The 26,996-nt window shown below is 73.2% G+C and carries 24 protein-coding genes and 1 pseudogene; 10 read left to right on the forward strand and 15 right to left on the reverse strand.

The window, feature by feature from the left end:
* Nucleotides 1-73: 73 nt before the first annotated feature.
* Nucleotides 74-1,168: a DNA polymerase III subunit beta family protein gene (locus ACZ6NC_RS16770; RefSeq protein ID WP_465733295.1), complete on the reverse strand. Its 1,095-nt coding sequence runs from the start codon at nucleotides 1,166-1,168 to the stop codon at nucleotides 74-76.
* A gap of 178 nt (nucleotides 1,169-1,346) precedes the next feature.
* On the opposite strand from ACZ6NC_RS16770, the gene ACZ6NC_RS16775 reads away from it, so the two are divergent.
* On the forward strand, nucleotides 1,347-1,955 hold the full coding sequence (locus tag ACZ6NC_RS16775) for a YceI family protein (RefSeq protein ID WP_465733297.1): 609 nt from the start codon (nucleotides 1,347-1,349) through the stop codon (nucleotides 1,953-1,955).
* A 202-nt stretch (nucleotides 1,956-2,157) separates the two neighbouring features.
* Here the strand turns inward: ACZ6NC_RS16775 and ACZ6NC_RS16780 are convergent, their stop codons facing one another.
* Complete coding sequence (locus ACZ6NC_RS16780; protein ID WP_465733299.1) at nucleotides 2,158-3,141, reverse strand: LysR family transcriptional regulator; 984 nt, start codon at nucleotides 3,139-3,141, stop codon at nucleotides 2,158-2,160.
* 114 nt (nucleotides 3,142-3,255) lie between these two features.
* Between ACZ6NC_RS16780 and ACZ6NC_RS16785 the strand changes: the two genes are divergently transcribed.
* Nucleotides 3,256-4,557, forward strand: coding sequence for an MFS transporter (locus ACZ6NC_RS16785; RefSeq protein ID WP_465733301.1), 1,302 nt, complete (start codon nucleotides 3,256-3,258; stop codon nucleotides 4,555-4,557).
* A 9-nt stretch (nucleotides 4,558-4,566) separates the two neighbouring features.
* Nucleotides 4,567-5,053 (forward strand): annotated as a pseudogene (locus ACZ6NC_RS16790) (macro domain-containing protein).
* On the opposite strand, the gene ACZ6NC_RS16795 reads toward ACZ6NC_RS16790, so the two are convergent.
* Entirely contained in the window at nucleotides 5,038-5,604 is a 567-nt protein-coding gene (locus ACZ6NC_RS16795) for a GNAT family N-acetyltransferase (protein WP_465733303.1), read from the reverse strand. The pseudogene ACZ6NC_RS16790 and the gene ACZ6NC_RS16795 overlap by 16 nt on opposite strands.
* A gap of 187 nt (nucleotides 5,605-5,791) precedes the next feature.
* On the opposite strand from ACZ6NC_RS16795, the gene ACZ6NC_RS16800 reads away from it, so the two are divergent.
* On the forward strand, nucleotides 5,792-6,169 hold the full coding sequence (locus ACZ6NC_RS16800; protein WP_465733305.1) for a helix-turn-helix domain-containing protein: 378 nt from the start codon (nucleotides 5,792-5,794) through the stop codon (nucleotides 6,167-6,169).
* A gap of 11 nt (nucleotides 6,170-6,180) precedes the next feature.
* Nucleotides 6,181-6,951: a TetR/AcrR family transcriptional regulator gene (locus ACZ6NC_RS16805; protein WP_465733307.1), complete on the forward strand. Its 771-nt coding sequence runs from the start codon at nucleotides 6,181-6,183 to the stop codon at nucleotides 6,949-6,951.
* A gap of 371 nt (nucleotides 6,952-7,322) precedes the next feature.
* On the opposite strand, the gene ACZ6NC_RS16810 is transcribed toward ACZ6NC_RS16805, so the two are convergent.
* The 3 genes from ACZ6NC_RS16810 to ACZ6NC_RS16820 form a co-directional block, all read right to left on the reverse strand.
* Nucleotides 7,323-8,636, reverse strand: a complete 1,314-nt coding sequence (locus ACZ6NC_RS16810) for a GNAT family N-acetyltransferase (protein WP_465733309.1) — start codon at nucleotides 8,634-8,636, stop codon at nucleotides 7,323-7,325.
* A gap of 41 nt (nucleotides 8,637-8,677) precedes the next feature.
* A complete protein-coding gene (locus ACZ6NC_RS16815) occupies nucleotides 8,678-9,199 on the reverse strand; it encodes a GNAT family N-acetyltransferase (RefSeq protein ID WP_465733311.1) in 522 nt (173 codons plus the stop codon).
* 206 nt (nucleotides 9,200-9,405) lie between these two features.
* The gene (locus ACZ6NC_RS16820; RefSeq protein WP_465733313.1) at nucleotides 9,406-9,822 is read right to left on the reverse strand and encodes a hypothetical protein; all 417 of its coding nucleotides are present in this window, start codon (nucleotides 9,820-9,822) and stop codon (nucleotides 9,406-9,408) included.
* A gap of 137 nt (nucleotides 9,823-9,959) precedes the next feature.
* On the opposite strand from ACZ6NC_RS16820, the gene ACZ6NC_RS16825 reads away from it, so the two are divergent.
* On the forward strand, nucleotides 9,960-10,748 hold the full coding sequence (locus ACZ6NC_RS16825) for an alpha/beta fold hydrolase (RefSeq protein WP_465733315.1): 789 nt from the start codon (nucleotides 9,960-9,962) through the stop codon (nucleotides 10,746-10,748).
* 70 nt (nucleotides 10,749-10,818) lie between these two features.
* On the opposite strand, the gene ACZ6NC_RS16830 is transcribed toward ACZ6NC_RS16825, so the two are convergent.
* The 6 genes from ACZ6NC_RS16830 to ACZ6NC_RS16855 all read right to left on the reverse strand — a co-directional run bounded on the left by ACZ6NC_RS16830 (nucleotide 10,819) and on the right by ACZ6NC_RS16855 (nucleotide 20,570).
* Complete coding sequence (locus ACZ6NC_RS16830; protein ID WP_465733317.1) at nucleotides 10,819-12,090, reverse strand: C40 family peptidase; 1,272 nt, start codon at nucleotides 12,088-12,090, stop codon at nucleotides 10,819-10,821.
* Between the two features lie 224 nt (nucleotides 12,091-12,314).
* The gene (locus ACZ6NC_RS16835) at nucleotides 12,315-13,382 is read right to left on the reverse strand and encodes a hypothetical protein (RefSeq protein WP_465733319.1); all 1,068 of its coding nucleotides are present in this window, start codon (nucleotides 13,380-13,382) and stop codon (nucleotides 12,315-12,317) included.
* A 109-nt stretch (nucleotides 13,383-13,491) separates the two neighbouring features.
* Nucleotides 13,492-15,273, reverse strand: coding sequence for a threonine/serine exporter family protein (locus tag ACZ6NC_RS16840; protein ID WP_465733321.1), 1,782 nt, complete (start codon nucleotides 15,271-15,273; stop codon nucleotides 13,492-13,494).
* A gap of 118 nt (nucleotides 15,274-15,391) precedes the next feature.
* Complete coding sequence (locus tag ACZ6NC_RS16845) at nucleotides 15,392-16,045, reverse strand: DedA family protein (protein WP_465733323.1); 654 nt, start codon at nucleotides 16,043-16,045, stop codon at nucleotides 15,392-15,394.
* Between the two features lie 115 nt (nucleotides 16,046-16,160).
* Complete coding sequence (locus ACZ6NC_RS16850; protein ID WP_465733325.1) at nucleotides 16,161-18,518, reverse strand: hypothetical protein; 2,358 nt, start codon at nucleotides 18,516-18,518, stop codon at nucleotides 16,161-16,163.
* A 99-nt stretch (nucleotides 18,519-18,617) separates the two neighbouring features.
* Entirely contained in the window at nucleotides 18,618-20,570 is a 1,953-nt protein-coding gene (locus tag ACZ6NC_RS16855; protein WP_465733327.1) for an ATP-binding protein, read from the reverse strand.
* 354 nt (nucleotides 20,571-20,924) lie between these two features.
* On the opposite strand from ACZ6NC_RS16855, the gene ACZ6NC_RS16860 reads away from it, so the two are divergent.
* Nucleotides 20,925-21,248: a hypothetical protein gene (locus ACZ6NC_RS16860; protein ID WP_465733329.1), complete on the forward strand. Its 324-nt coding sequence runs from the start codon at nucleotides 20,925-20,927 to the stop codon at nucleotides 21,246-21,248.
* A gap of 60 nt (nucleotides 21,249-21,308) precedes the next feature.
* On the opposite strand, the gene ACZ6NC_RS16865 is transcribed toward ACZ6NC_RS16860, so the two are convergent.
* Nucleotides 21,309-22,475, reverse strand: a complete 1,167-nt coding sequence (locus ACZ6NC_RS16865; RefSeq protein ID WP_465733331.1) for a TetR family transcriptional regulator — start codon at nucleotides 22,473-22,475, stop codon at nucleotides 21,309-21,311.
* A gap of 194 nt (nucleotides 22,476-22,669) precedes the next feature.
* On the opposite strand from ACZ6NC_RS16865, the gene ACZ6NC_RS16870 reads away from it, so the two are divergent.
* Entirely contained in the window at nucleotides 22,670-23,827 is a 1,158-nt protein-coding gene (locus tag ACZ6NC_RS16870) for an acyl-CoA dehydrogenase family protein (protein ID WP_465733333.1), read from the forward strand.
* A gap of 51 nt (nucleotides 23,828-23,878) precedes the next feature.
* On the opposite strand, the gene ACZ6NC_RS16875 is transcribed toward ACZ6NC_RS16870, so the two are convergent.
* Complete coding sequence (locus ACZ6NC_RS16875) at nucleotides 23,879-24,145, reverse strand: hypothetical protein (protein WP_465733335.1); 267 nt, start codon at nucleotides 24,143-24,145, stop codon at nucleotides 23,879-23,881.
* A 129-nt stretch (nucleotides 24,146-24,274) separates the two neighbouring features.
* Between ACZ6NC_RS16875 and ACZ6NC_RS16880 the strand changes: the two genes are divergently transcribed.
* Nucleotides 24,275-24,592 carry a cupin domain-containing protein gene (locus tag ACZ6NC_RS16880; RefSeq protein ID WP_465733337.1) on the forward strand — a complete coding sequence of 106 codons (318 nt, stop codon included), beginning with the start codon at nucleotides 24,275-24,277 and terminating at the stop codon, nucleotides 24,590-24,592.
* Nucleotides 24,593-24,629: 37 nt separating this feature from the next.
* Here ACZ6NC_RS16880 and ACZ6NC_RS16885 read toward each other — a convergent pair whose 3' ends face one another.
* Nucleotides 24,630-25,220: a TetR/AcrR family transcriptional regulator gene (locus tag ACZ6NC_RS16885; RefSeq protein WP_465733339.1), complete on the reverse strand. Its 591-nt coding sequence runs from the start codon at nucleotides 25,218-25,220 to the stop codon at nucleotides 24,630-24,632.
* A gap of 149 nt (nucleotides 25,221-25,369) precedes the next feature.
* On the opposite strand from ACZ6NC_RS16885, the gene ACZ6NC_RS16890 reads away from it, so the two are divergent.
* Nucleotides 25,370-26,902, forward strand: a complete 1,533-nt coding sequence (locus ACZ6NC_RS16890; RefSeq protein WP_465733341.1) for an MFS transporter — start codon at nucleotides 25,370-25,372, stop codon at nucleotides 26,900-26,902.
* Nucleotides 26,903-26,996 lie beyond the last annotated feature (94 nt).

Genomic DNA, 26,996 nt, shown 5'->3' on the forward strand with positions numbered 1-26,996 from the left:
GTGAGGCCGGTCCCGGCCGCGGACTGTGCGATCGGACGAGAACGGTCACGCGTGAGCGATCAGACGCACGCGCTCAGGCGAGCTCGGGGACCCGGATCGGCATCAGGATCGAGAAGGTGCCGTCCCGCCCGGCCGTCCGGATGGCCAGCGGGGCGATCGGGCCGCCGATTTCGAGGACGAGCTGCTCGGGCCCGCCGGCCCGGAGGGCGTCCAGGAGGAAGTCGCGGTTGACCGCCACCCGGACGTCGTCGGGGGCCGGCTCGGCGCCGTCGGAGGCGATGGTGAGCTGCCCGTCCCGGTCGAGGGTGAGCACGGTGACCTCGCAGGCGGCGCCGTGCGGGCCGGAGGGCAGGCTGCGGGTGGCGCCGGACTCGACGGCGCCGCGCAGCTCGGCGGCGGGCAGGCCGACCCGGTGGACCGGGTCGAGCCGGACCAGCGAGCGGTAGTCGGGGTAGTCGTGGTCGAGGGTGGCGCCCTCGATCCGGTGACCGCCGGTCGTGACGCCGAACCGCCCGGCGCCGAGGACCAGTTCCGCCTCCTCGGCGCCGGAGCCGAGCAGCGCGCGGACGGCGTCGACCAGCGCGGTCGGGACGATCGCGCCCGTCGAGGACGCCGACGGCGCGGGGAGTTCGGCCAGTGCCATCCGGTACCGGTCGGTGGCGACCAGCCGCAGCAGCCCCCCGTCCAGGTCGAACAACACGCCCGACAGCATGGGCACTTCGGGGTCGCTGCCGACCGCGAAGCGGACCGCGTCCAGGGCGGCGGCCAGCTCGCGGGCGGGGACGGTGAAGCCGTGCGCGGCGGGGTCGGTGGTCACGGGGTTCTCCCTCTGGTCGATCAGCGTGCGGATCAGGGAGAGCTCCCGGCGGGCGTCGGCGAGGCCGTCCTCCAGCCGCCGCAGGTGCGCGTCGAGCACCCGGTGGGCCGTGCCGTCGCCGGGGGCCGCGCCGAGCACGGCCCGGATGCCGGCCAGGGGCAGGCCCACCCGCCGCAGCCGGCAGAGCAGCCGGGCGTCGGCGAGCTGGTCCGGCGCGTACCAGCGGTAGCCGGTCTGCGGGTCGACCCAGGCGGGGGTGAGGACGTCGGCGCCGTCGTAGAAGCGCAGCGCGCTGACGCCGAGGCCGCTGTCGCGGGCCAGTTCGCCGATGCTGCGCAGGTCGCTCTCCATGCCTGGGACTCTGGGGCCTCGACCAGGTCGAGGGTCAAGCCGCACGGCCGGACCGGGGTCGACGGTACCGGGTGGCGTAACCACCCCCACTCCATGGTTGAACTTTGAACGAAACCGTCCTACAGTGGAGCCAACAAGTTGAAGCCTAAACAAATGGCTTCGAACCCGAGGAGGAGCCATGGGCCTTTTCAACCGCAACAAGACCGCCACCGCCACCACCGTCATCGACACCCCCGCCGGCCCGGACCTGGGCCACCTCACCGGCGACTGGGCCATCGACACCACCCACAGCGAGGTCGGCTTCTCGGTGCGCCACGCCATGGTGACCAACGTCAAGGGCCGCTTCACCGACTACGACGGCAAGCTGCACCTGGACGGCACCACCCCGGGCAACTCCAGCGCCGAACTGGTGATCCAGGTCGCGAGCATCGACACCAACCAGGCCCAGCGCGACGAGCACCTGCGCACCGGCGACTTCTTCGCCGCCGACGCCCACCCGGAGATCCGCTTCCGCAGCACCTCCGCCGAGCGCCTGCGCGGCGACTCGTACCGGCTGAACGGCGAGCTCACGATCAAGGGCACCACCCGCCCGATCGTGCTGGACCTCGACTACACCGGCAGCGCCACCGACGCCTACGGCGCCGAGCGGGTCGGCTTCGAGGGCTCGGCCGTCCTCGACCGCACCGACTGGGGCCTCACCTACAACGCCGCGCTGGAGACCGGCGGCGTGCTGATCGGCGAGAAGGTCAAGCTCAGCTTCGACATCTCCGCCGTCAAGGCGGCCTGAACCGGCCGACCACGGCCGCTGTACCGACCTTCGCACCGGCGGTCGCCGTGGCGACCGCCCCGCACACGCACCACCCCTGCCGACCCCCGAACGGCAGGGGTGGTGACGTCTCCGGGCACAACAACGCCTGTCGGCCGCCGAATTCCGGTCCGGCGGGATCCGCCGGCATCCGGCGGGACGAACCGGCCACGGCCGGGACGAACTACACCCTCGGCAGCGCCACCGCCACCAGCAGCTCCGTATCGGCGGCCGGCAGCCAACTGCCCGCCGGGCGCCGCAGCCACCCCTCCCGGGCGCCGAGCTCGGCGGCCGCCGCGCGCAGCGCCGTCAGCCCCGGGTGCCTCAGGCCCGGGCGGTGCACCAGGCTGACCAGGCTGAGCGGCACCGGCTCGACCAGTGGCACGTTCACCACACCCGGGATCAGCGGCCCGCTGGTGGTGGTCAGCATCGGGTCGCCGTGCCGGGTGAGGTAGCGGGCGGTCTCCTCCACGCCGACCGGCGGGACGTACGGCGCCGCCCCCGTCAGCCCGTGCTCGCGCAGCAGCCGGGCGCCGAAGTCGGCCCATTCGGTGGTGGCCGGGTTCCCGGCGCAGATGTCCACGGGGTGACCGGCCAGCTCCGCGAGGCGCAGCACCGGACGGCCGGCCAGCGGGTGGCCGTCCGCCATCATCACCGAGACCCGCTCCAACCGCACCGGGGTCTGGACGAGTTGGCGCCGCACCCGGGCGTCCAGGCCGGCGAAGCGGCCGAGCGAGGCGTCGAGCCGGTGGGCGAGCAGCTCCTCGGCCGCCGCCGCCAGACCGCCGAGGAAGCGGGCCAGGATGTCACCCTCCGGCCAGGCGGCACGGGCCGGTTCGAGTATCCGGTCGGAGGTCAGGTCGAGGCCGTTGACGTTGCTGTTGACGTCCAGCAGCAGTGGACGGTGCTCGGCGGCCGTCACGATCTCGTCGTGCAGGGCGAGGAGTTGGCGTGCCTTCGGCAGCAACTGCAACCCCGCCCGGGTGAGTTCGACGCTGCGGGTGGTCCGGGTGAAGAGCGCGTCGCCGAGCAGCTTCTCCAGCGCGCGGACGTCCCGGCTGAGCGCCTGTTGGGCTACGTGCAGGCGCTCGGCGGCCCGGCCGAAGTGCAGGGTCTCGGCCGTCGCGACGAAGCCGCGGAGCAGGCGGGGGTGCAGGTCGGAGGGCATGGCGGCAGATTAACAACATCATGTTGTCAGTGCGGCGAAACAGGTGTTGGACCGCCCCCGGGCCGCTGCCTGAGGCTGGGAGCACCCCTCCCCCACTCTCTGCTTCGGAGTACCGTGCTCGCCTCCTACCGACGGCTCTTCGCCCTGCCCGGCACCACCGCCTTCACCCTCGCCGGACTGTTCGGCCGGCTCTCGATGTCGATGACCGGCGTCTCGCTGGTGGTGCTGCTCGCCGAACGTCGCGGCTCGTACGCGCTGGCAGGCACCGTCTCGGCGGTCGGCCTGGTCACCGGGGCGATCGGCATGCCGCTGCTCGGCCGCCTGGTCGACCGGTACGGGCAGGCGCGCGTGGCCGTCCCGGCCACGCTCTACAACGCCGTCCCGTTCGCCGGCCTGCTGATCTGCGTCCGCTCCGGCGCGCCCGACTGGACGCTGTACGCCTGCTGGGCGGCCTGCGCGGCGGCGCCGAACCTGGGCGGAATGGCGCGGGCCCGCTGGGCACACCTCTACCGGACCGACCCGGCCGCCCGGCACCTCGCCAACTCCTTCGAACAGGCGCTGGACGAGCTCTGCTTCATGGCCGGGCCGGTGCTCGCGATGCTGCTCTGCACCACGGTCGCGCCGGAGGCCGGCATGCTCACCGCCGGGGTGCTCGGATCCACGGGCGCCCTGCTCTTCGCCGCCCAGCGACGGACCGAACCCCCGCTCGCGGAGCGCCCGTCGGGCCGCGGTCACGACTCACCGCTGCGGGTGCCGGGACTGCGGGTGCTGCTGCTGACCTTCCTCGCCACCGGCGTGGTCTTCGGCTCGCTGGAGCTGACCACCGTGGCCTACGCCGACGCGCTCGGACAGAAGCCGGTGGCGGGCGGGCTGTTGGCGCTGGTCGCGGGCGGCTCGTGCGTGACCGGTCTGGTCTTCGGGCTGCTCCGGCCGCGCCGGGCGCCGGGCGTCCGCTTCCTGCTCGGTGTCACCGCGATGGCCGTCCTGCTGCTCCTACCGCTGGCCGCCGGGGTGGGCGGCGCGGGGCTGGCCGTGCTCGGCGCCATGCTGTTCGCGGCCGGGACGGGCACCGCGCCGACCATGGTCACCGGCATGACACTGATCCAGGAGCTGCTGCCGCAGAGGCAGTTGAACGAGGGCATGGCGGTCGCGGTGTCCGGCATCGTGGTCGGCATCTCCGCCGGCGCGGCCCTCGCCGGGGCGGTCGCCGAACGCGCCGCACCCGGCACCGGCTACTGGCTGCCCGCGGGGGCCGCCGCGCTCGCCCTGCTGATCGCCCTGGCGGGCCGCCGCCACCTGCGGATACCGGGCTCTCCCTCGGTGCCGGTCGCTCCCCCGGCGCCGGGTACTCCCTCGCGGCCGGGCGCTCCCTCGCGGCCCGAAAATTCCGAACGGACTGTCACCGCCGCAAGCTAGCGTTCGGGCATGGAGACGGCGACCATCCGATACGTCCGTGGCGACGCCACCGCGCCCCAGGCGAAGGGCGTGAAGGTGATCGCGCACGTCTGCAACGACCTCGGCGGCTGGGGCAAGGGCTTCGTACTGGCCGTGTCGCGGCGCTGGCCGGAGCCGGAGGCGGCGTTTCCGGCGCTGGCACCGGGAGCGCGCGAAGAACGACTTCGGCCTGGGCGCCGCACAGTTGGTGCAGGTCGAGCCGTACATCTGGGTGGCCAACCTGGTCGGGCAGCGCGGCATCCGGACCGGCCGGTCGACGGGCGCGCCGGTGCGGTACGAGGCGATCGACACCGCGCTGGCGGCGCTGGCCGGGCAGGCGCTCGCGCTCGGCGCCTCCGTCCACATGCCACGGATCGGCTGCGGGCTGGCGGGCGGGCGCTGGGAGTCGGTCGAGCCGCTGGTGACGGCCCGCCTGGTGGACCGGGGGGTGCCGGTGACGGTCTACGACTTCGACTGAAGGCCCGCCGATACCGGCACCGGCGGCCGCACCGACGCCGCCGGCCAGGTGTACTCGTACTCGGGCAGCAGGTAGCCGCCCGGGAAGACGCCCTCCTGCTCGGCCGTCCGGCGGCCGCCCTCGCGCTCGTAGAACGCGACCGCCCGGGTGTTGTCGCGCAGCACCTCCAGGTAGAGGTCGGCGCCGGGGTGCTGCCGCGCGACGTGCTCGCGCGCCGCGTCCAGCAGCGCGCGGCCGATGCCTCCGCCGGTCCGCCCGGGCCGGACGTGCAGGTTGTCCAGCAGCACCCGGCCGTCCTCCTGCGGCACCAGGTAGACGAAGCCGACGACGCTCCCGGCCTGTTCGGCGATCAGCAGCTCGGGGGTGTTGGCCGGTTCGCCGTAGTCGACGCTCAGCCGCAGCGCCCAGAGCTCGCGCCGCGCGGCCGTCATCCCGTCACCGAGCGCCTGCTCCGGGACGATGCCGGTGTAGGCGGTGCGCCAGCTGAGGGCGTGCAGGCCGGCGACGTCCTCGGCGTCGTGTGAGGTGCCGCGGCGGATGGTGGCGTTCATGTGACGAGCTTCCCACACGCCCCGGCTTGAACATGCTCAACTCCAGCCCCTAGAGTCATGCCCATGCTTTTGAACGCGTTCGAAATGAGCGGGGGCGGAGCGGCGGTACCGGATGCGGAGGGGGCATCCGGTCCCGTCCGCACCGACACCGGCTGGAGCCGAGTGATCCCCAGCTAGGCTCGAGGCCGTGGACGACCTGGCAGCGACGAACGGACCCGACAGCACGAGCGGCACCGGCGGCACGGACAGCCCCACGGGTGCGGCCGGTACGCCGACGACCCCGGCGGCACCGCCCGCCGAGGTGCGCGGCAGCCGCGCCCAGCCGAAGACCGACAAGAGCGAGCAGACCCGGACCCTGATCCTGGAGACGACCATGCGGCCGTTCCAGGAGCGCGGCTACGAGAAGACCACCATGCGCGCCATCGCCGCCGAGGCCGGCGTCTCGGTCGGCAACGCCTACCACTACTTCTCGTCGAAAGAGTGGCGGCCGAATTCCAGTAGGGCAGTCAGGAACGTTCACATGCACAAGGGCACGGCCAGGGGCGCCCTGGCCGTGGCCCGGTAAGGTCGGCCGACGTGGAGAAGTCGAGCAACAGCGACAGCCTCGCAACCGGCACCCCCGCCCCGGCGGAGCTTCCTGGCGGAAGGGCCCAGCCGAAGACGGACAAGAGTGAGGCAACCCGCGCCCTGATCCTGGAAACCGCGATGCGGCTGTTCCAGGAGCGCGGCTACGAGAAGACCACCATGCGCGCCATTGCCACTGAGGCAGGCGTCTCGGTCGGAAATGCTTACTATTATTTTTCGGCGAAGGAATTCTTGATTCAAGGATTCTACGACCGAATGACCTATGACCATGCGGCGGACGCCAGGAATCGCATGGCCAATACGCGCGATTTCGCCGAGCGCCTGGAAATCGCGCTGACCTCCTGGCTCGACACGGCCGCGCCGTACCACGAGTTCGCCGCGCAGTTCTTCCGCACGGCCGCCGACCCGACCAGCTCACTGAGCCCGTTCTCCAACGAGTCCCATCCGGCCCGGGCTACCGCCGTGGGACTCTTCCGCGACGTGCTGCAGGGCTCGGAGCTGGCGCCGAAGTTGGACGCCGAGCTGGTCGAGCTACTGCCCGACGTGCTCTGGCTACACCTCATGGTCGTGGTCCTCTACTGGGTCTTCGACCGGACCGAGGACACCGAGCGGACCCGGGAGTTCGTCCGCCGGTCCACCCCCATGGCGGCCCGGGTGATCAACCTCTCGCGCTACCGGGTCTTCCGGCCGATCGTCCGCGACGCCAAGGGCCTCATTCAGGACTTCATCCTGCCGACCATTGGGAAAACCGCCGTCAAGTAAGGTCGCTCAAACCACAGAGCAAATGCCATGGCCGGGCGCCCCAGGGTTGGGAGCGCCCGGCCATAAAACGCTCTGCTGCTCGGCCCCACCAATAGGCATCAGCCTCGGCGTGGCACCGGGCTCTCCGGGGAATCGAGCCACACGGTGTGGCCTTCGGGCCCGACCGTGAGGCCGAACCGGTCGAAGCCGGGGCGACCCCGGTCGTCCCACCAGCGCCGGGAGGCCTCCACCTCATCCGGCGGATGTGGTCCGCGTCCGTCGCCGCCTCGGTGCATCGGTCGCCATCCCGCATGGCCGCCATGCAACGCCGATCGCACACGGCGGTGAGGGGAGACAGCCGGCCCCGCGCCGGTACTCCGGGTGGGCCCGGCTCAGAAGCTGTCCGGGTTCCAGGAGAGCAGCGGTGTGCGCAGCACCAGGTCGACGGCGGCCGCGGCGCCCTCCCAGACCTCGGTGACCAGGCCGGCCGCGGCCAGCCGGGGGGCCGTCTCGCCGCCCAGGTAGAGCGAGCCGAGCGCCGAGGAGCCGAGCAGGAGGTCGGGCACGTCGGTGGTGCGGGTGCAGCGGCCGGTGCCGTCGGCGGCGGCCTCGATCGCCCAGCGGCCGGCGGCGTAGCCGTCGCGGTCCTTGACCTCCAGCACGACCCGGCCGGGCGCGCCGTACGTCCGGGCGTTGAACGCGGCCTCGAAGTCGAGCACCTTCAGCCACATGAAGTCGGCGTTCTCCACGTACGGGGTGGCCGCGCGCGGGTCGTTGAGCAGCAGCGGCAGCGGATCGTCCGGGCCGATGTTCTCGATCACGACCTTGCGCACCCAGTCGACCGCGAACAGGAACCGCCACAGCTCGGCGGCGGTGCCCCGGTCGAGTGCGAGGAAGTCGACCACGGTGAGCGTGCAGTTCGGGTAGCTGCCGTCCCAGGTGTCGTCGACCCGGTAGACGGCCAGGCCGGTGGCGTTGCCCTCGGCGTCGCGGTGGACGGCGGCGAAGGGCTCCTTCCACTCGAAGCCCGGCACCGGGACGGCGCCGGTGTGGCGCTTCCACCACACCTCGTCGCGGGCGAGCGCGCCGGGCTGGGTGAGCCGCCAGCGGTCGTGCAGCTCGGGGCCCGCCTTGCGCAGCTCCTCCATGGTGAGGAAGTCGATCCGCCCGCCGGGCACGGTGGGCAGGCCGTCGCGCAGGCCGCGGGCGCGCAGCAGGTCGACGTTCCAGCCGTGGCCACGGGTGGCCGGGCCGAAGCCGAACCGGCCGTAGATGCTGTACTCGGCGGCGATCAGGACGGCGACGGCGGCGCCGCGCTCGCGGGCGGCCGTGAGGTCCTGCGCCATCATCCGGCTCAGCAGGCCGCGCCGGCGGTGGGTGGCCGTCACGGTGACGGAGGTGATCGCGTTCGCCGGGACGACGGCCCCGCCGGGGACGGTCAGCTCGACGTCGAAGCTCCGGTAGGTGGCGACGAACCGGCCCTCGGTCTCGGCCGCGAGCGCCCGCCCGGGCTGCCACTGCAGCCGGCGGAACTCCGCCGCGCTCTCCACGTGCGAGCGCAGGAACCCCAGGGCCAGAGCCCGGTCCCAGCCCTCGATCTCGCTCTCGGCGATCGCCCGGATCTCTACCCCGCCGACCGTGTCGGTCCGCTCCCGCAGCCGGCCCCGGCCCGGGTCACGGGTCTCGCCGTACGCATCGTTGCCCATCCGCCCACGGTACGGCGGGGCCTCCGGCGGGGGCATCCGATTTATTCCGCCGCTGCCCAGGGCCGCTGAACGGGGTCGACGACCCAGTGGTTGACCCGCAGCACCCGGCCCGCGAAGTCCACCTCCCGCTCGCCGATCAGCCGGAAACCGAGCGTGCGGCAGATGCCGTTGGACGGCCCGTTGGTGGTCGCCGGATGGGCGTGCACCGGGCCCCAGCGGCCGTCCCTGGCGGCCAGGTCGAGCACGGCCCGGACGGCGGCCTTGCCGACACCGCGCCCCTGGAACTCCGGCAGCACCATCCAGCCGATCTCGGAGACGACCTCGCCGTCCTCGTCGTTCGGCCAGAGCGTGACGCTCCCGGCCACCTCGCCCGGCGCGGCCCCGTCCGGGACGATCATCTTGATCCAGGACCGGTCCGCCGCCGCGTCCAGCACGTCCCGCCGGACCTTGTCCGCGATGCCCTCCACCGGCAGCGGCCCGCCCAGCCCGGCCATCATCACCGGATCGCACCGCATCCGGACGTAGGCCCCGACATCCCCCGGCTCGACGTTCCGCAGCCTCATGTCACATCCCTTCCCGGCCGGCCATCGTACGGCGGCCCGCCGACAACGGGCAGCCCGCACGCCGGGCGGGGCGGGGCGGGCATAACGGCGCACGGGCATGAGGCGGACGGGCGTGATGGGGGCCATGCCTCCGGTCCCCGTCACCCCGCGTCCCCTGAACGCCGCCGAGCTGCGGAGCCGGCTGGACCGGACCGAGGGAGTGGCCGTCAGCTGAGCTCGCAGCCAGGGCAGGTCACCGGCTCCATGGCGAAGATGTCCAGGTCCTGGGTGTCCAGGATCAGGTACTCGCCGGGCCGGGTCGCCCGCAGTCGGCCGTATGTCCCCGATGGGCGGGCCGCGATCGACCGGCGCCCCTTCGCCGACCCCGACACCGCGTTGCGTCCCCGGGCCAGTTCTCCAGCCGCCGGTAGGCCACCGCTGCGGTAAGCGGCCACCCAGTTCTCCACCGTCCGCACCGACACCTTCAGCACGGTGGCCTTCGCGGCGTACTTCTCCTTCAGCGCGACCCCCAAGGCGAACTGCGGTCGCGGTTCACCAGGCCGGGGCGAGCCCGCTTGCCCGGAGGTGAAGCCGGTCAGGACCTCGCGGACATGCCCGGCGCGGACCGTCACCGCGGAGGTCATACAGTTCTTGCACCATCTTGGATGACGGATCTTGCACCACCTTGGATGACGGACGCTTCCGCCCGGCGAAGGGGCTGCCCGGTGCCCTCAGCGTCACCCACGCGCACTGTGCCGTTGCCTATCAGAAACGAAGGGCCATGCAGTACACGACAACGCCTGACGGGATCCGTATCGCCCACCAAGTCCAAGGCGAGGGGACACCGCTCGTTCTGCTGGCGGGCCAGGCGAACAACCACCACTGGTGGGACGGGATCCGTGACGACTTCCACTCCGTCCACAGCACTGTCACGCTCGACTACCGCGGTACGGGGCAGAGCGACAAGCCCGACAGGCCCTACAGCACCGAGGTCTTCGCGCAGGACGTGATCGCGGTGCTCGACGAACTCGGCGTCGACCGGGCCGACGTCTACGGCACGTCCATGGGCGGACGCGTGGCCCAGCACCTCGCGGCCCGCCATCCGCACCGGGTGCGCGCCCTGGTACTCGGCTGCACATCGCCCGGCGGCCCACACGCCGTCGAACGCGACAACGACGTGCGCCGGTCACTGGCACAACCTCAACCGGATGCGGCGCGACAGGCCCTGCGCGAGCTGATGTACACCCCGGCCTGGCTGGCGACCCACCCCGGACCCCACCAGACACTCGGCGACCCGGCCATGCCCGCCCACGCCCAGCGTCGCCACCTGGTAGCCAGCAACCAGCACGACGCGTGGCACCTCCTGCCCGGCATCAGCGCACCCACCCTGGTCGTGCATGGCAGCGACGACCTGCTCAACCCCGCCGCCAACGCTCCCCTGCTCGCGAACCGCATCCCCGGCGCCCGGCTTCACATGATCCCCGGAGCGCGGCACGCCTACTTCGAGGAGTTCCGCGCCGTCGCAAGCCCGCTCATCCTGGACTTCCTCACCACGGTGGCGCACCGGTGACCTGGGCCGGAAGAGCGCAGGGCTTCTTCAGCGATTGGCGACCACCGCGCCGAAGCACGCGCGGGCGCCGTCACGGCCGGGCGTAGAAGTCCGGCGTTCCCATGATCCAGAGGCTGGCCTGTTTGATCGGCATGCCGGCACGGGGTGCCTCGATCATCTGGTCGTCGCCGATGTAGAGGCCGACGTGGTGGATGTCGGCGGCGCGGCCGGTGTCGGTCCAGAAGACGAGGTCGCCGGGGCGGAGCTGGCGGTAGCCGATCGGGGTGCTCTGGGCGTACTGATCGGCGGCGAAGTGGTTGAGCTGCCGGCCGCCCTGGCGCCAGGCCATCATGGTGAGCCCCGAGCAGTCGTAGCCGCCGGGGCCCTCGCCGCCCCAGATGTACGGCAAGCCGATCTTGGAGCGGGCGAAGGCGACGGCGGCGGCCGCGTCCTCCGCCGACCACGGGCGGCCGGCCGGCGCACCCCCGGCGGCCTTCTCCGCCGCCGCCTTCTCTGCCGCCGCCTGCTCCGCCGCCGCCTGCTCCGCCGCGGCCTTCTCGGCGGCGGCCTCGGCCTCGCGGACGGCGATCGCCTCCAGCGCCTCGCGCCGCTGCCGCTCCAGCTCAACGGTGGTGTGGCGGGCGGCGGCGAGGTCGGTGAGGAGCTGTTCGCGGCGCCGGCCGGTGGTGGCGACCTGGTTCTGCTGGGCGGCGAGCCGTGCCTCTGCCCGTCCCCGGGCCGCGCCGACCTCGGCGGCGGCCTTCTCGGCGGCCGTGGTCGCGGCGCGTGCGGCGGCCGAGGCGCGGGTCGCGGCGGCGGCGGTGGAGGTGGCCGCGTCGAGGATCTGCCGGGTGCGGTCGCTGGCCACGCCGACGACGGCGGCCTGGTCACCGGCCTCGCGCGGACCGCGGGCACCGATCAGGGCGTTGATGGCGGAGAGTTCGGCGGTGGTGCCCTGACGGTACGTTTCAGCAGCCAGCGCGGCGGCGTCCTCGGCGGCCGCGGCCCGGTCGGCCTCGGCGGAGGCGGCCCGGCCGGTCGCGGCGGACTCCTCGGCGCGGGCCCGGGTGAGCGCGAGCTGGGCTCCGTTGTAGGCCTCGACGGCCTGTTCGGCGATCTGGCCGGCCAGGTCGAGTTCGGCCTTGGCGGCGGTGAGTCCGGCCTCGATGGCGGTGACCGAGGCGGCCCGGCGGGCGGACTCGGCGCGGGCGTGGTCGATGTCCTCGGTGGAGGGGTACGTCTCGTCGGCCGCCGGGGCGCCCGAGGCCTGGTCCGGGTCGACCGGGGTGGCCGCGGCGGCGGGGAGCAGCCCGAGCAGGGCGGTGAGGGACAACAGGAGGACCGGCAGAAGCCTGCGTGCCACGAGACATCCCTTCTCAGGGTCCCGGACGGGGCCGCCGGGCGGCCGGCCGATCCGGCAGGACCAGCAGGACCGGCAAAGCGCCCCATCACGGGACAAATCGTTTACGCATCGCCATGTTCTCAAGCCGGGCGGCTTTCACCCCCCAGGCCCACACGGCCGACCGGGTGATCCGTCGGATGATCCGACTGGGCATCAACTACGGCCAGGCGCACAGGGCATACGAACTATCGGCGGATCCGGCGGGTATGCGGCCGCAGGTGGGGGTGGCGGCCGGGCCGTGGCTCCAGACCGGTCGGGCGCACCGCGTAGGTGCGGTTGCGGCCGGCCCGGACGGTCCGCCGGCGCTGCTGGGCGCGGGGCCGGGTGCCGGGCTCGCGGGTTCCGTGCGCGGGGGCGCCGGCGCCGGAGCCGGGCGCGGCGGCGGCCGCCGAGCGGCGGTCGGCCAGCCGGGCGGAGCGCCGGGCCAGGGCGCGGGCCGCGTGCGCGTCGAGGTGGGCGGAGGCCCGGGCGGCCATCCGCTCGGCGACCCGGTGGGCGGCGGGGTGGTTGGCCGGGACCTTGTCCGGGGCGCCGGCGATCAGGTCGAAGAGCCAGGTACGGGCAATGTCCGCACGCCGGTGCAGTCGGCGCTCACGCCGGAGCGCACGCGCCCGGCGACGCGGGCGCGTGGCGTAGCGCCAGCGAGCCCAGGGGCTGCTGGGCCGGGCCAGCCGGATCGCGCCGATCCAGGAGATGCCGGGCACCATGATGCCGAGCAGGCCGGTCCACACCTTGCCCTTGAGCAGGGCGACGATGGACACCAGCATGTTCACCGAGATCACCGTGACCAGCCCCCACCTGGTCTCCTGACTGGGCACCACGCCGAGCGGCACGTAGCCGACCAGCAACAGTGCGGTGAACAGGATGCCGAAGATCACCGCGTCCACCGACTTGCGGCCCTGCTCGCCCCAGTAGACGTCGTCCAGGTGCAGGATCAGCGCGAACTCGTCCAGCACCAGGCCGCAGCCGATGCCGAAGAGCAGACCGAACACGTCGATCCAGGGATGCCCGCCGTACGTCGCGAACACCCCGATGCCGCCGACCAGCAGGAAGCCCAGGCCGAACACCATGTGGTGGATGTGCAGCCCGCCGGGGGTGACGTTGCCGGGCCACCAGCGCACCTGGGCCCTGATCATCCGGACGCTGAACCGGATGAAGACGAACGAGGTGATGAACCCGACCAGCAGCAGGAACAGCGGTTGCTTGTGCGCGGCGACGATGTGCTCGCGGTAGCCGTCCAGCAGTGTGGTCATGGGTCTTACCTTCGTTCCTGGTCCTGCGTCCGGCCTACCGCGACATGGCCCGGGGGGGCGACACCGGTCCAACGAGCGCGGCGTACCGTCCGGCAGCCGCGGGTGGGTGTCAGAAGCCGCGGGTGCGCTTGGCCGCCCGTCGGGGGACGGCCGGCAGCTCGGCGCCGGCCGGCAGCTTCATGAAGAGCCGGGCGATCTCGCCCCCGAGGTTCACGCCGATCGCCAGCGCCAGGGCGATCGCGGCGGCCCGGGTGATCTGGACCAGGCCGCCCGCGGAGTGGCCCTGGGCGAAGGAGAGCATCCCGAGGTAGAGCGCCGAACCGGGCATCAGCGGGCCGATCGCCGCGGTCACGTACGGCAGTGCGGAGCCGTAGCGGTAGCGGGCCATCAGCTGGCCGAAGAGGCCGACCAGGCCGGCCGCCACGCCGGTGGCGACGATCGGCGAGATCCCCGCGTTGTGGACCAGCACGCCGTAGCTGGACCAGCCGATGCCGCTGTTCAGGGTGACCAGGGCGAGCAGGCGTCGGTCGGTCTGCAGCAGCATCGCGAAGGCCAGCGTCAGCACCAGCGCGGCGACCATCTGGACCGGCGGGTAGTTGACCCCGGCCAGGCTCTCGTCCGGTTTGAGCTCGGCCTCGTAGCCGACCCCGAGGTAGAGGATCAGCATCACGCCGATGACGATGCCCGCCACCAGGTAGATCACTTCGAGCAGGCGGGCGGCGGCGGTGATGTAGAAGCCGGTCAGGCCGTCCTGGACGGCGGCGACCAGGGCCCGCCCGGGCAGCAGCGCGAACAGCCCACCGGTGATCACGACCGAGCCGCGCAGCCCCCAGTCGTTGAGGGAGAGGATGATGCCGGAGGCCGCCGCGGGCATCGCGGCCAGCACGAACTGGTAGAACTCCGGCAGGCCGCGACGGGCGATCAGCGAGGCCAGCCGGTCGCCGAGGACGGCCGCGATGAAGGCGCTGGCGAAGACCAGCCAGGCCTTGTCGTCGATCCGCCCGCCGACCAGGAAGGTCGCCGCGCCGGCCAGCAGCCCGGTGTTCAGCGCGAGCAGCCAGGCCGGGTACGGGTGCCGGTTGCGGCGGATCAGGGCGAGCCGGCGGTACGCGTCGTTGACGGTGACCGTCTCCGAGGTGATGTCGGCGACCAGCTCGTAGACCGCGTTCAGCCGGGTGTAGTCGGAGGTGCGGCGGCGCACCACGCGGTCCGCGGTGACCGGCGGCTCGACCAGCGAGGGCTGGTGCGAGATCCCGATCAGGGTGAAGGTGACCTGCGGCTCGCAGCGGTCCAGCCGGTAGGCGTGGGCGATGCCGAGCATGGCCGCCTCGACGTCCTCGGCGGCCTCGCCGCTGGCCAGCAGCAGTTCGCCGATCCGCAGCGTCAGGTCGAGGATGCGCGGAACGTTGCGGGCGGCGGAGGGGTGCAGCTCGCGCGGGGTGCGTTCGAAGGCCGGGCGCTCGGACATCGGGGTGCGCAGCAGCGTGCGCATCCGGTCCGGCCAGGGCGCCTCGCCGGGGGCTCCGGGTTTCAGGGTCGGGACGGCGATGCCGGTGGGCGGGGTGTAGCCGGCCGCCTGCCACTCCTCGGGGGTGAGGGTGTCCTCGGCGACCGAACGGCGGCGGTGGACCGCGACGATGTCATCCACCGGCTCCTCGACGACCTCGTCGGCGGGCTCCGGGCTCAGCAGGCCCTTGGTCTCGGGGACGGGCGGTACGAGCGGGATCACGGTGGCCGGCTCGGTGGCCGGGGCGGGGTGGCCGAGCAGGCCCTCGGTGGGCGGCGCGTCGGAGGGGTGGAGCGGCTGCGCCCCGGGCGCCGGACGCGCCTGCCGAGCCCCTCTGCCGCCCCTGGCCCGCTTGCCTCCGCCCGGTCGGCCCCGCTTAGGCACTTCCGCTCCTTGCCGCCCCTGGTGGCGCCGGGCCACCGTTCGATCTCGGGTACACCTTGCCTGATCGAACTCCCGGACGCACATGTACGTCGCGGCGGGCGCCGGGGGCCGGGGGCGCCTACCCGGCGCGGTGGCGGGCCGGGGTGGACGCGCCGGACCGGCGGGCGCGCATCAGTTCGACTGCCACCGGGATCACCGAGACCAGCACGATGCCGACCAGGATCGCCTCGATGTTGTCCCGGACGAAGGGGATCTGCCCGAGGAAGTAGCCGAGTACGGTGACGCCCGCTCCCCAGAGGACGCCGCCGACGATGTTGAAGACGACGAAGGTGCGGTAGTTCATCCCGCTCACCCCGGCGACGATCGGGGTGAAGGTCCGCACGATCGGCACGAAGCGGGCCAGCACGATCGCCTTGGGCCCGTGCCGGTCGAAGAAGGCGGCCGCCTTCTCCACGTTCTCCTGCTTGAACAGCCGGGAGTCGGGGCGCCGGAACAGGCTCGGCCCGACCTTGCGGCCGAAGAGGTAGCCGACCTGGTCCCCGGCCACCGCGGCGGCCACCACCAGCACGCAGACCAGCCAGAGCGGCTGGTGCAGGTAGGTGCCGCCGGCCACCAGCAGGCCGGTGGTGAAGAGGAGCGAGTCCCCGGGGAGGAAGAAGCCGATCAGCAGACCGGACTCGGCGAAGACGATGACCAGGATGCCGATCGGCCCGAAGGTGGAGATCAGGTGGGTCGGATCGAGCCAGGACGGGCCGAGGGCGAGGCTGGTCACGGGGCAGACACTCCTGGAGGTCGACTCTTGGCAATGAAACAGTAAAGCATTCACCAAGAGTGTCTAAATCCAGGAGTGTCCGCCCCGTGCCCGGCCCACGCCGGCCCGGCTGCGATCAGAGCCCGTACCGCTCGATGACCTCCTCGTGCCGGCCGGTGTCGGTGCCCGCCGCCCTGGCCAGGTCGAGCCAGGCCAACGGGTGCGGCCAGGCGCCGGTGAGCCGGTGCAGCAGCGCGTCGGCCTCGACGGCGTGGGCGGTGGGCGGCACCCCGACGGCGGCGTAGATCCCGGGCAGGAAGGCGTCCTCGTCGGCCGGGTCGGTGATGCTGTACCCGTCCCCGCTGTACGCCCAGACCGCGTAGCCGGCCTGCCCCAGCTCCTCGCGCAGCACGGCCCAGGCCTCGTCGCCGGGCCAGCCGCCGTCCATCCAGTAGGTGGTGTAGCCGGCCGGATCGAGCAGGGTGAGCAGCTCGAACACCGGTCGCCAGCGCAGCCGCTCCTCCTCCGGCGCGTCCTCGGCGGGCGGCTCCTCCAGCAGCGCCGGGGCGAAGACCACCACGTCGCCGTGGTTGAGCGTCACGTCGTCGCCGAGCACCGGCAGGATGCGGGCGGTGGCCGGGCCGGTCCGGACGGCCGGGAGGTCGGCGGTGGCGCCGTTGGTCCGGGTGGCCCGGACGGTGACCAGCTGCCACTCCTCGTCCACCGGGCCCTCGGGCTCGTCGAACTCAAGGCCGATCAGGGCGCCGGTGGAGCGGACCACCTTCCAGTCCCGGTTGGCGGTGGCTGCGGTGATCAGGTGCCAGAGGTCGGGCTCCTGGACGGTGCGGTACTGCTCCTCCTCCGGTGCGCCCTCGGCGGGCAGCGCGTGCGCCAGGAGCTCCTGGTAGAACCGCTGCGCACCCGCGTGGTCGCCCAGCTCGGTGGCCGCAGCGGCGGCCATCCGGCGGGGGTTGATCCGGTCCGGGTGCTCGGCCAGGATCGCCTCGCACTGCTCCACCACCTCGGCCCAGCGGCCCTCGGCGGCGGCCCAGCGGGCCCGGACCCAATGGCCGTCGGCCGGGCTGGCCTGTGCCAGGCGGTCGGCGAGGCGGCGCAGGCCCTCGTCGTCCTTGGCCTCGATCAGGGCGCTGCCGAGCATGCCGCTCAGCTGCTCGCTCGCCGGGTCGGCGTCCAGCCGCTCCCAGAGGAGGTCGGCGGCGGCCCGGACGTGGCCGAGGCCGCCCAGCACGGCGGCCAGGTTGAGGGCGAGGCCGGTCGCGCCGGCCTGCTCACCCCGGTACCGGTCCAGGGCGACGGAGAGCAGGTCGGCGCCGGTCTCGGGGGGAACGCCCTCCGCTGCGAGGTGCGCGAGCAGCTCGGCGGGCGGGACGGGCAGTTCGGGCACCGGCAGCGCTTCGGCGGCCGCCCGCAGCGCGGCGACCTCCGCGGCGACGCCGTCCGTGCGGCGCAGCCGGGTGAGCTTGCGCTCGCCGGTGGCGGCCAGGGTGAGCGCGACCGTCCGGGCGCCGCGGGCGAGGGCGAGCCGCCCGGCGGCCAGCAGCAGGTCGACGCAGGGGCGGTGCGAGCCGGTGCCGTCGAGGTAGCCGACCCAACCGGCCACGGCGGCACCGAGCTCGGCGTCGTTCTCCCAGGCGCCGGCCGCGACCAGCAGCTCGACGGTCTTCGTCCAGGCCGGGCGCAGGTCGGCGTGGCGTTCGGCCTCCTCCCGGCCCGGAAGCAGCGCGAGCGCCTCCTCCGTGCGGCCGAGCGAGGCGAGCGCGCGGGCCCGCATCAGGGCGCCCCAGCGCCGGTCGCTGTCGTCGATCTCCCGGCCCCGGGCGCGCTCGGCCTGCTCGGAGGTGTCGAGCAGGGTCAGCACCTCCTCGTGCCGGCCGAGCAGGTGCAGGGTGCCGGCCCGGGCGTGGTGGAAGTGGAGCGAGAGCCGCTGGCCGGCCGCCTGCATCCGGGTGGCGGCGGAGTCCAGGTGATCGAGTGCCTCGCTCGGGCGGCCGTCGTCCTCCAAGGCGTCGGAGTACTCCCGGGAGAGGCAGTCGAAGCAGGCCCGGGACGGCTCGATCCGCTCCAGCGTCTCGCTCAGCACGGCGAGCCGCTCGGGCACGTAGCCGGGGCCGTCGACCCGGGCGTGGCAGATCGCGAAGTCCTGCACCACACAGACCGACTGCGGGCAGCCGGCGGTCTCCTCGCGGTGGGCGAACTCCAGCAGGTCGACCGCCTCGGGCAGGGCCTGCTCGCCCTGGTGGCGCTTGTTCAGCAGGTTCTGCATCCGCCAGTGCCGCAGGTAGACCTCGACCCAGGGCAGGCCGAGGGACCGGGCGGCGGCGACCGCCTCCGGGTAGACGGCGTCGAGCTGCTCGTTACGGCCCTCGTTGGCGTGACCGGGGAGCTCGTAGATGGCGTCGGCCAGCCGCCGGTGGCCGGCCTCGGCCAGCTGCTCGTGGGTTTCGCGCACCCAGGCCCAGATGTCGGTACTCATGCGTCTTCCGTCTCCCCCTGCGGGTCGTGCGCTGCGCTGGTGGTCAGTGTGGCCGGGGCCACCGACGGTCCGTCCGGAACGTGGGCCGGGGCCGTCGGTTCAGCCCGCATCCGTGAGTCCGTCCGGGCTGTCCGGGACGGCGGGCAGCCCGGCCGGGACGGCGGCGGTCAGCGCGGAGACCGCGGTACCGATGCCCGCCAGGGCCGCGGTGAGGTCGCCGCCGCCACCGCCGGCCGAGGCCGCCGCCATGATCACCTTGAGCGAGCGGAGCAGCCCGGCGGCGGTGGCGCTGCCGGTGTGCCCGTCGCGGTAGGCGGTGAGCAGGTCCTGGACGGCCGGGCTGGCCAGGTTGAGGTAGAGCCGGGCCTTGACCTCGCCGTCGGTGCGGGCGGTGAACGCCCGGGCCAGCCGCAGTGCGGCGGACGGGATCCGGGCGTCCGCCTGGTCGTCCTCGATCCGGGCCTTCAGCTCGGCCTCCCGGTCGGGGACGAGGACCAGCGGCAGGCCGGCCGGCTCGAACCGGGCCGGGACGAGCTGCTCGCCCTGGTCGGCGAGGGCGCCGGCGAGCCAGGCGGCCTCCTCGGCGGGCAGCGGGCGCTCCGGGTCGCGGAACAGCTCGCGGTTGCCGCGCTCGCTGCCCAGCTCGACGATCCGGCAGTCCCGGAGCTGGGCGTAGCGGCGCAGGAACGGCAGCACGGCGTAGCGTTCGCCGCGCGCGATCGGCACCTGCATCGCCCGGTAGAGCATCTCCTCGAAGCCGCCGTTGCTGCCGAGCGCGACGTGCACCGCTCCCGCGCCGGCCGCCCGCAGCGCACCGGCCGTCAGGTCGCCCTGCGAGGTGGGCACCGGGACGTCGTCGGCGAGCAGGGTGAAGAGCCGGTCGTCGCAGAGCGCGGCGCCGAGGAGGTCCTGGCCGTGCCGGGCGAGGATGCGCCGCCAGACGACGGGCCGCAGCCGGGCGGTCTCGTAGAGGCCGTCCACGACGGCGTCGGTGAGGGACTGCTGGAGCGCGCGGTAGTGCTCGTCGCGCTGGAGGTCCTCGCGGCTGGCGGTGGGGGTGAGCCGGCTGGACTCGACCACGCCGCCGATGAACCCGGCCCAGCTGGGCAGCAGGTCACGGGCGTCGTCGGCGAGCAGCATGCCGCGCAGGTAGACGGCGAGGTCGCGGTTGTCGCTGCTGCCGTAGGTGCCGCCGTCCTGGACCCAGAGCAGGCCGACGGCGTCGCTGCCGCCCTCGACGGGCCGGACGGGGAAGGCGGTGAGCGGCTCGAAGCGGCGGCCGAAGGCGGTGGCGAACCGCATCCGGGCGGCGTACAGGTCTCCGTCGGCAAGGTGGCGCGCAGCGTCTGGTCCAAGGGTGGTGGGCGACGGGCGGGACGGCTGACGCCAGGGCACCGGGACGGCGTTGACGGGCTGCTCGTCGTCGCCGACGTAGACCGGGATCGGCAGCAGCACGCAGTACCGGCCGAGCACCTCGCGCAGCGCGTTCTCGTCGGCGAGGTGGGCGTGTTCGTCCTTCAGTGACAGCTCGACCACGGTGCCGCCGCCGGGCCGCGCGGCGGCCGGCTCGACGCTGTACTGCTCGCCGCCGAAGCTGCGGTAGCGGTGGCCGAGCAGCCGCTCGCGGTGCGAGGTGGTGGTGACGGTGACCTCGTCGGCGACCGAGAAGGCGGAGAGGAAGCCGAGGCCGAAGGCGCCGATCAGCTCCTGGTTGCCGGTCAGTTCGCGCAGCATCCGGGTGTAGCCGGTGCCGACGGTGGCGAGGTAGGCGTGGATCTCCGGCTCGGTCAGGCCGGCGCCGGTGTCCTCGATGCTGACGGTGCGCCGGTCCGCGTCGGCGCGTACCCGGATCAGCGGCCGGTGGTCGCCGTCCGGATCCTCCAGCAGGCGCCGGGTGTGCGAGTCGTGGGCGTTCTGGACGAGTTCGCGCAGGGCGACCAGCGGGGTGGAGTAAAGGTGGGTGGCGAGGACGTTCACCAGTCCGCCGAGATCGACCTCGGTCGTACGCAGATCCTCGGTGGGCACGGGGTCGGGCGGGAGACCTTCAGACATGGGTCCTCAGTGTGCCAGTGCGACTATCCGGCGACCATTTCTTTCCGACGACGATGGTCCGGTCAACCTGGCATTGACCGCCGGGGGCGGCCGGCCGGCCGCCGACTGCTCTGTTCGGGTGCATCAACCCCCCTGCATACGGGTGGATTTGGCGCCGAGAGCGTAACGCCTCGCCGCCCCGCCCGGGCTCCGGATATGCCGCTTCATGACACCATTGGGCGAATTGCCACCCATTCGGTGGAGTTCGTCCACGGCACTGGTGAATGCTGGTCGTGCGACGTCAGGCAACGGCGCTTCGGGGCGGCCACTCCGGAACGCGCCATTTTTCGCACCCCACCCTTCAGGGAGACCAGCGTGTCCCGTATCCGCGCAGCCGCCGCCGTCACCGCCCTCGGGGCCTTCCTCCTCGTCGGCGTCGGTGCCGCCACCGCGCACGCCGACAACGGCGCCGGTGCCGACCACCACTCCAACAGCAGCGTGGTGAGCAACACCGGCTCCAACAACGTGATCGGCAACGTCCACGGCAACGTGGTCAACACCCAGCAGACGGCCACCGGCTCCGGCGCGAGCAACCAGAACAACGGCCTCGCCGTCACTGGTAACGGCGGCGACATCGGCGCCCTCCAGGGCAACGGCAACCTCGCCGCCAAGGTGTACTACCCGCACGTCCTGTACTGAGAAGCCCTCCGCGAGGAGACTCCGGGCCGGGTGCCCGCCCCCGCGCGGGCGGGCACCCGGTCACGTCCGTGCGGGCACACCCAGGACGGCCCGGCCGAGGCGCCGCAGACAGTCGCCGAGGTCGGGCCGGTCGTTGTACGGACGGTTCCGCACCCCGTCGTTGACCAGCGCGAACAGCGCGTGCACCCGGATCCGGGCCTCCGCCGAATCGCACTCCGGGCGCACCCGGCAGAGCAGATCGACCCAGGTCCGCAGGAAGTCACGCCGGAAGTCCACCGCGGCCCGCCGGTCCGGCGCGGCCAGCCGCTCGGTCTCGCTCAGCATCACGCCCAGGTAGTCGCTGTTGCTCCGGGCGAACCCCACGTACGCGGCCAGCCCGGCCTCCAGCGCCGCCGCCGGCCCGGCCGCCGCATCCATCGCGCCCGCCACCTCGTGCCAGAGCCGCTCCCGGCTGCGCACCAGCGAGGCGGCCAGCAACTGCTGCTTGCTGTCGAAGTGCCGGTAGACGCTGGGCCCCGAAATGCCGACCGCGGCGCCGAGTTGGTCGGTACTGACGTTGTCGAACCCGCGCCGGTGGAAGAGTCTGACCGCCGCCGCGAGCAGCTCCTCCCGGCGCGGCTGCGGCCGCAACTCGGCGACGGTGACGGGTGGTTGCGCATCGGGAGCGGCACCTGCCAACGACACCGCGAGTACCGCCGCCACCAGCTCGCGCAGCAGCCGGTCGGCCCGGCGCGGCTGCGGGACGGCCGACTGGTAGGAGAGGCCCGAGCAGGCCGAGAGCGCCGACCAGCAGAGCAACTCGGCATCTCGCGGCGAGAGTTCGGGCCGTTCGACGCGGAGCACGCCGGCCATCAGGGCCGCGTCCGCGCGCAGCTCGCGCCGGAGCGCGGCGCGCCGGGCCGCCGGCAGCAGCCGGGCGTCGCGCTGCACCAGCGTGCCGAGCGGCCGGTTCCCGACCGCGACGGCGGCCAGTGCGGCGCCGACCGCCGCCGTGGAGCCGGCCGCGCGCAGCCCGTCCGCCAGTTCGTCCAGGCCCAGCCGGACGACCCGGTCGAGCAGTTCGGGCTTGCCGCGGAAGTGCCGGTAGAGGGCGGGCGCGGTGATGCCCACCCCGGCGGCGACCTCCGTCATCGACACCTGGTGATACCCGCTGCAATGGAAGCGCTCGGCGGCCACGGCCAGGATCTGCGCCTGCCGGGCCGGCGCGGGCGGCCGCCGCACCACCATGCCGTCGCCCCCTCGTACCGGCTCTCCGTCAACGCCGACCGTAGGCTAGCAAGGATTCACTTCACCGGCCCCTGAGCCTGCCGATACCGGCCTTTCCCACGGTGGAGACACCGGCACGCCGACCCTGGACAGCCGAAGCTACCCGGGATTAACTTGTGGAGCGATCACCTGGCACCACCGAAGGGAGCGCCGCCGTGCGCCGCACCGTGTTCACCGAGGACCACGAGGCCTTCCGGGAGACCATCCGGGACTTCATCGCCAACGAGGTCGTCCCCGTCTACGAGAGCTGGGAGGCCGAGGGTCACCCGCCGCGCGACTTCTACCGCCAGCTCGGCGAGCTCGGCATCTACGGCATCGAGGTGCCGGAGGAGTACGGCGGTGCCGGCGAGAGCGGGTTCAAGTACCAGGCGGTCGTCGCCGAGGAGACCGCCCGCGCGGGCGTCAGCTTCGGCTCCTCGGGGGTGCACACCGGCCTGGTGCTGCCCTACCTGATGGAGTACGCCAACGAGGAGCAGAAGCAGCGCTGGCTGCCCGGCTTCGTCTCCGGCGACATCATGACGGCCATCGCGATGACCGAGCCGGGCGCCGGCTCCGACCTCGCCGGCATCACCACCACCGCCAGGCTCTCCGAGGACGGCACGCACTACGTCCTCAACGGGGCCAAGACCTTCATCACCGGCGGCGTGCTCGCCGACCTGGTCCTGGTGATCTGCCGGACGTCCCCGTACGACCCGGAGAACCGCCGGGCCGGCCTCTCCATCCTCTGCGTGGACACCGCCTCCGAGGGCTACACTGTCGGCCGCAAGCTGCAGAAGATCGGCCTGCGCACCTCGGACACGGCCGAGTTGGCGTTCAGCGACGTCAAGGTGCCGGTGGAGAACCTGCTCGGTGAGGAGGGCAGGGCCTTCTCCTACCTGACCCACAACCTGGTGCAGGAGCGGCTCGCGATCGCGGTCGGCGCCTACGCGGCCTCGGCGGCGGCGGTCCGGTTCGCCGTCCAGTACGTCAAGGACCGCAAGGTCTTCGGCAAGGCGGTGGCCGAGTTCCAGAACACCAAGTTCACGCTGGCCGACTGCGAGGCCCAGGTGGTGGCCCAGCAGTCGATGGTCGACCGCGCGCTGGAGCTCTACCAGCACGGCGAGCTGACCGTCGCGGACGCGGCGGCGGCAAAGCTGTTCTGCACCGAGTCGGCGTCCGGCGTGATCGACAAATGCCTTCAGCTGCACGGCGGTTACGGCTACATCCTGGAGTACCCGATCGCCCGCCTCTACACCGACAACCGGGTGTTCCGGATCTACGGCGGCACGAGCGAGGTCATGCGCAGCATCATCGCCAAGTCGCTCGGGCTGTAGCAGTCGTCGTCCGACGGCGGGCCGCCCCCACGGCGGCCCGCCGTCGTCCGGTCAGTTGGGTGAACTGTGCTCGGAACGCCAGGCCTCCCAGCCCGCCGAGGACGCCACCTTCGCCTCGTGCAGCGCCCGCTGGGCCATGGTCGCCGGCGGGGTGTCGAAACTCCGCACCCAGCTACGACCGGCCGTGGCCAGTGCCGCGCACACCATCACCGCCCCGGCTGCGCCGAACACCGCGCCGATGCCCGTGAGCACCGCGCCGCCGGCCAGCAGCGAGCGGTTGACCTGAAACCCGCTGAAGAAACTCTCGTTGGTCGCCATGCATCCACCATGGGTGCAGTCGGCGAACCCCGCACGCCGAACGACTCCGGGTGCGGGAGCCGACCGCGTCCGCGACGCTGGGCCGGAGGGGCCGCGAGGCCCCGGCAGGCCGGCCCTGGAGGACGCGCGATGGTCGATCTCGAACAGCTCGCCGTGGAGCACGCGGCCCGGGCCGCCGAGAGCCCGCACGGGCGCAGCTCCCACCTGGTGCTGCACGACGGCGTCCTGCGGCAGACCGTGATCGCGCTGACCGCGGGCACCACGCTGGACGAGCACAACGCGCCGGCCGCCGCCTCCCTCCAGGTGCTGCGCGGCCGGGTCTCGCTGACCATCGCCGGCCGGCTCCAGGAGCTGTCGGCGGGCCAGCTGCACCCCGTCCCGCAGGAGCGGCACGGGCTGCTGGCCCATGTCGACTCGGTGGTGCTGCTGACGGCGGTCACGGTGTAGGGCCGCCGCGCCGCCGCCGGCTACGGCAGCACCGCGGCTACGAGACGGCCGGCCTGAGCACGGTGTCACCGACCAGCCGCAGGCCGCGCAGGAAGTCCCGCCCGGTCGGCGCCAGTTCGGGCGAGGCCAGCCACTGGCCGACCAGGCCGACCAGCAGCGCCTGGTAGAACATGCCGCGGGCCAGCTCCTCCTCGGTGTCCGGCACCTCTTCGAGCCCCTGGAACAGCGCCGCGAGCCCGAGCCGGCCCTCCTTCTGGGCACTGGCGAGCGCCTCCTGCAGCTGGGGCGCCCGGTCGGTCTGCAGCATCGCCTCGAACTGCGCCGTCCAGAGGCCGCGGTGCTCGGCGAACGTCTCCTTCACGCCGTCCCAGACCGCGACGAACCGCTCCTCGGGGTCGTCCGAGATCTCGTACGCCCGCTCCACCACGGCGCCCAGCGTGCTGCCCCACTCCCCCATGGCCTCGATCAGCGCCGCGTCGAGCAGCGACTCCTTGGAGCCGAAGTGGTAGCCGATGGCGGCCAGGCTGACGCCGGAGGCATTGGCGATGTCGCGGGCGGTGGTGCGCCCGTAGCCCTTGTCGAGCAGGCAGCGCTTGGCGCCGGCGAGCAGGTCTTCACGATTTCCCATGGTCCCAATGGTACGGTCAATCCAGACACGTGTCTTGCACGCGCGTCTTGCACGCCGAGTTGAACAGATGAATAAGACGCACGAGTTAGACGGTTGATTTAGACGACCGTGCTAGACAAACGTGCAAGGCGGCCTCTACTGTCGTCCCCATGACCGCAACCACCGGCCGCGCAGGCCGTCACACATGGGTCGGCCTGGCCGTCCTCCTGCTTCCGACCCTCGTCCTCACCATGGACATGGGCGTGCTCTTCTTCGCCGTCCCGTACATCTCCACCACGCTGGCGCCGAGCGCCACCGAGCAGCTGTGGATCATGGACATGTACTCGTTCCTGCTGGCCGGACTGCTGATCACGATGGGCTCGCTGGGCGACCGGATCGGCCGCCGGCGGCTGCTGATGATCGGCGCCACCGGCTTCATCGGCGCCTCCCTGCTGGCCGCCTACGCGGACGGCGCCGGACAGCTGATAGCCGCCCGAGCCGTGCTGGGCGCCGCCGGGGCGACCGTGATGCCCTCGACGCTCGCACTGATCCGCAACATGTTCCACGACCCCAAGCAGCGGCAGATCGCCCTCGGCGCCTGGGGCGCCGTCCTCACCACCGGCGCCACCCTCGGGCCCGTCGTCGGCGGCCTCCTGCTCGACCACTTCTGGTGGGGCTCGGCCTTCCTGATCGCCATCCCGGTGATGGCCCTGCTGCTGGTCACCGCCCCGGTACTGCTGCCCGAGTACCGCACCCCGCAGCGCGGCCGCTTCGACCTGCCCGGCGCCGGGCTCTCGCTGGCCGCGATCCTGCCGCTGGTCTACGGCGTCAAGACCCTCGCCGTCGACGGCTGGAGCCTGCTCCCCGCGCTGGCCGTCCCCGTCGGCCTGCTGTTCGCCGCGGCCTTCGTCCGCCGCCAGCGCACCGCCGCCGACCCGCTGCTCGACCTGAGCCTCTTCCGGATCCGCGCCTTCAGCGGGGCGATCAGCGTCAACTCCATCGCGATGTTCGCGATGATGGGCTTCACCCTCTTCACCTCGCAGTACCTCCAGCTGGTCAAGGGCATGAGCCCGCTGACCGCGTCGCTCTGGTCGCTCGTCCCCAGCGTGGGCGTCGGCGCCGCGGTCGGCCTCGGCTCGGCGCTCGCCGGGAAGGTCCGGCCCGCGGTCCTGATGGCCGGCGGCTTCCTGGTCGGCGCGGCCGGCTTCGCGATGATGACCCAGGTCGGCGCGGACTCCCCGCTCGCCCTCATCCTCACCGCGGCGGGCATCCTGGCCGCCGGCACCGTCGGCACCATGACCCTCACCGCCGAGATGGTGGTCTCCGCCGCCCCGGCCGAGCGGGCCGGCGCCGCCTCCGCCACCTCCGAGACCGCCGTCGAGCTCGGCAGCTCCCTCGGCATCGCCCTGCTCGGCGCGACCGGCGCCGCCGTCTACCGCTTCCGGCTCGACGGCGCCCTGCCGGCCGGCCTCGACGGCGAGGCGCTCCACACCGCCCAGGACACCCTCGGCGGCGCCGTCACCGTCGCCGCCGGCCTGCCCGGCCGGCTCGGCACCGAGCTGCTCGACACCGCCCGCGCCGCCTTCACCGAAGGCCTGCACGTCGCCGCCGTGGTCGGCCTGGTCTTCGCGGTCGGCGCCGCCCTCCTGGCCTACCGCCTGATGTCCCACCTCCCCGCCCGCCCCACCGAGCCCGCCGCCTGATCCCGCCCCCCTGGCCCCACCCCCTGCGCGTCATCAAGAGCCCCCCTCCCCGCCCACGGGGACGGGGGCTCTCGCACGCCCGCAGTGCCTACGG

This window comes from Kitasatospora sp. NPDC041988 (genome assembly GCF_055588525.1).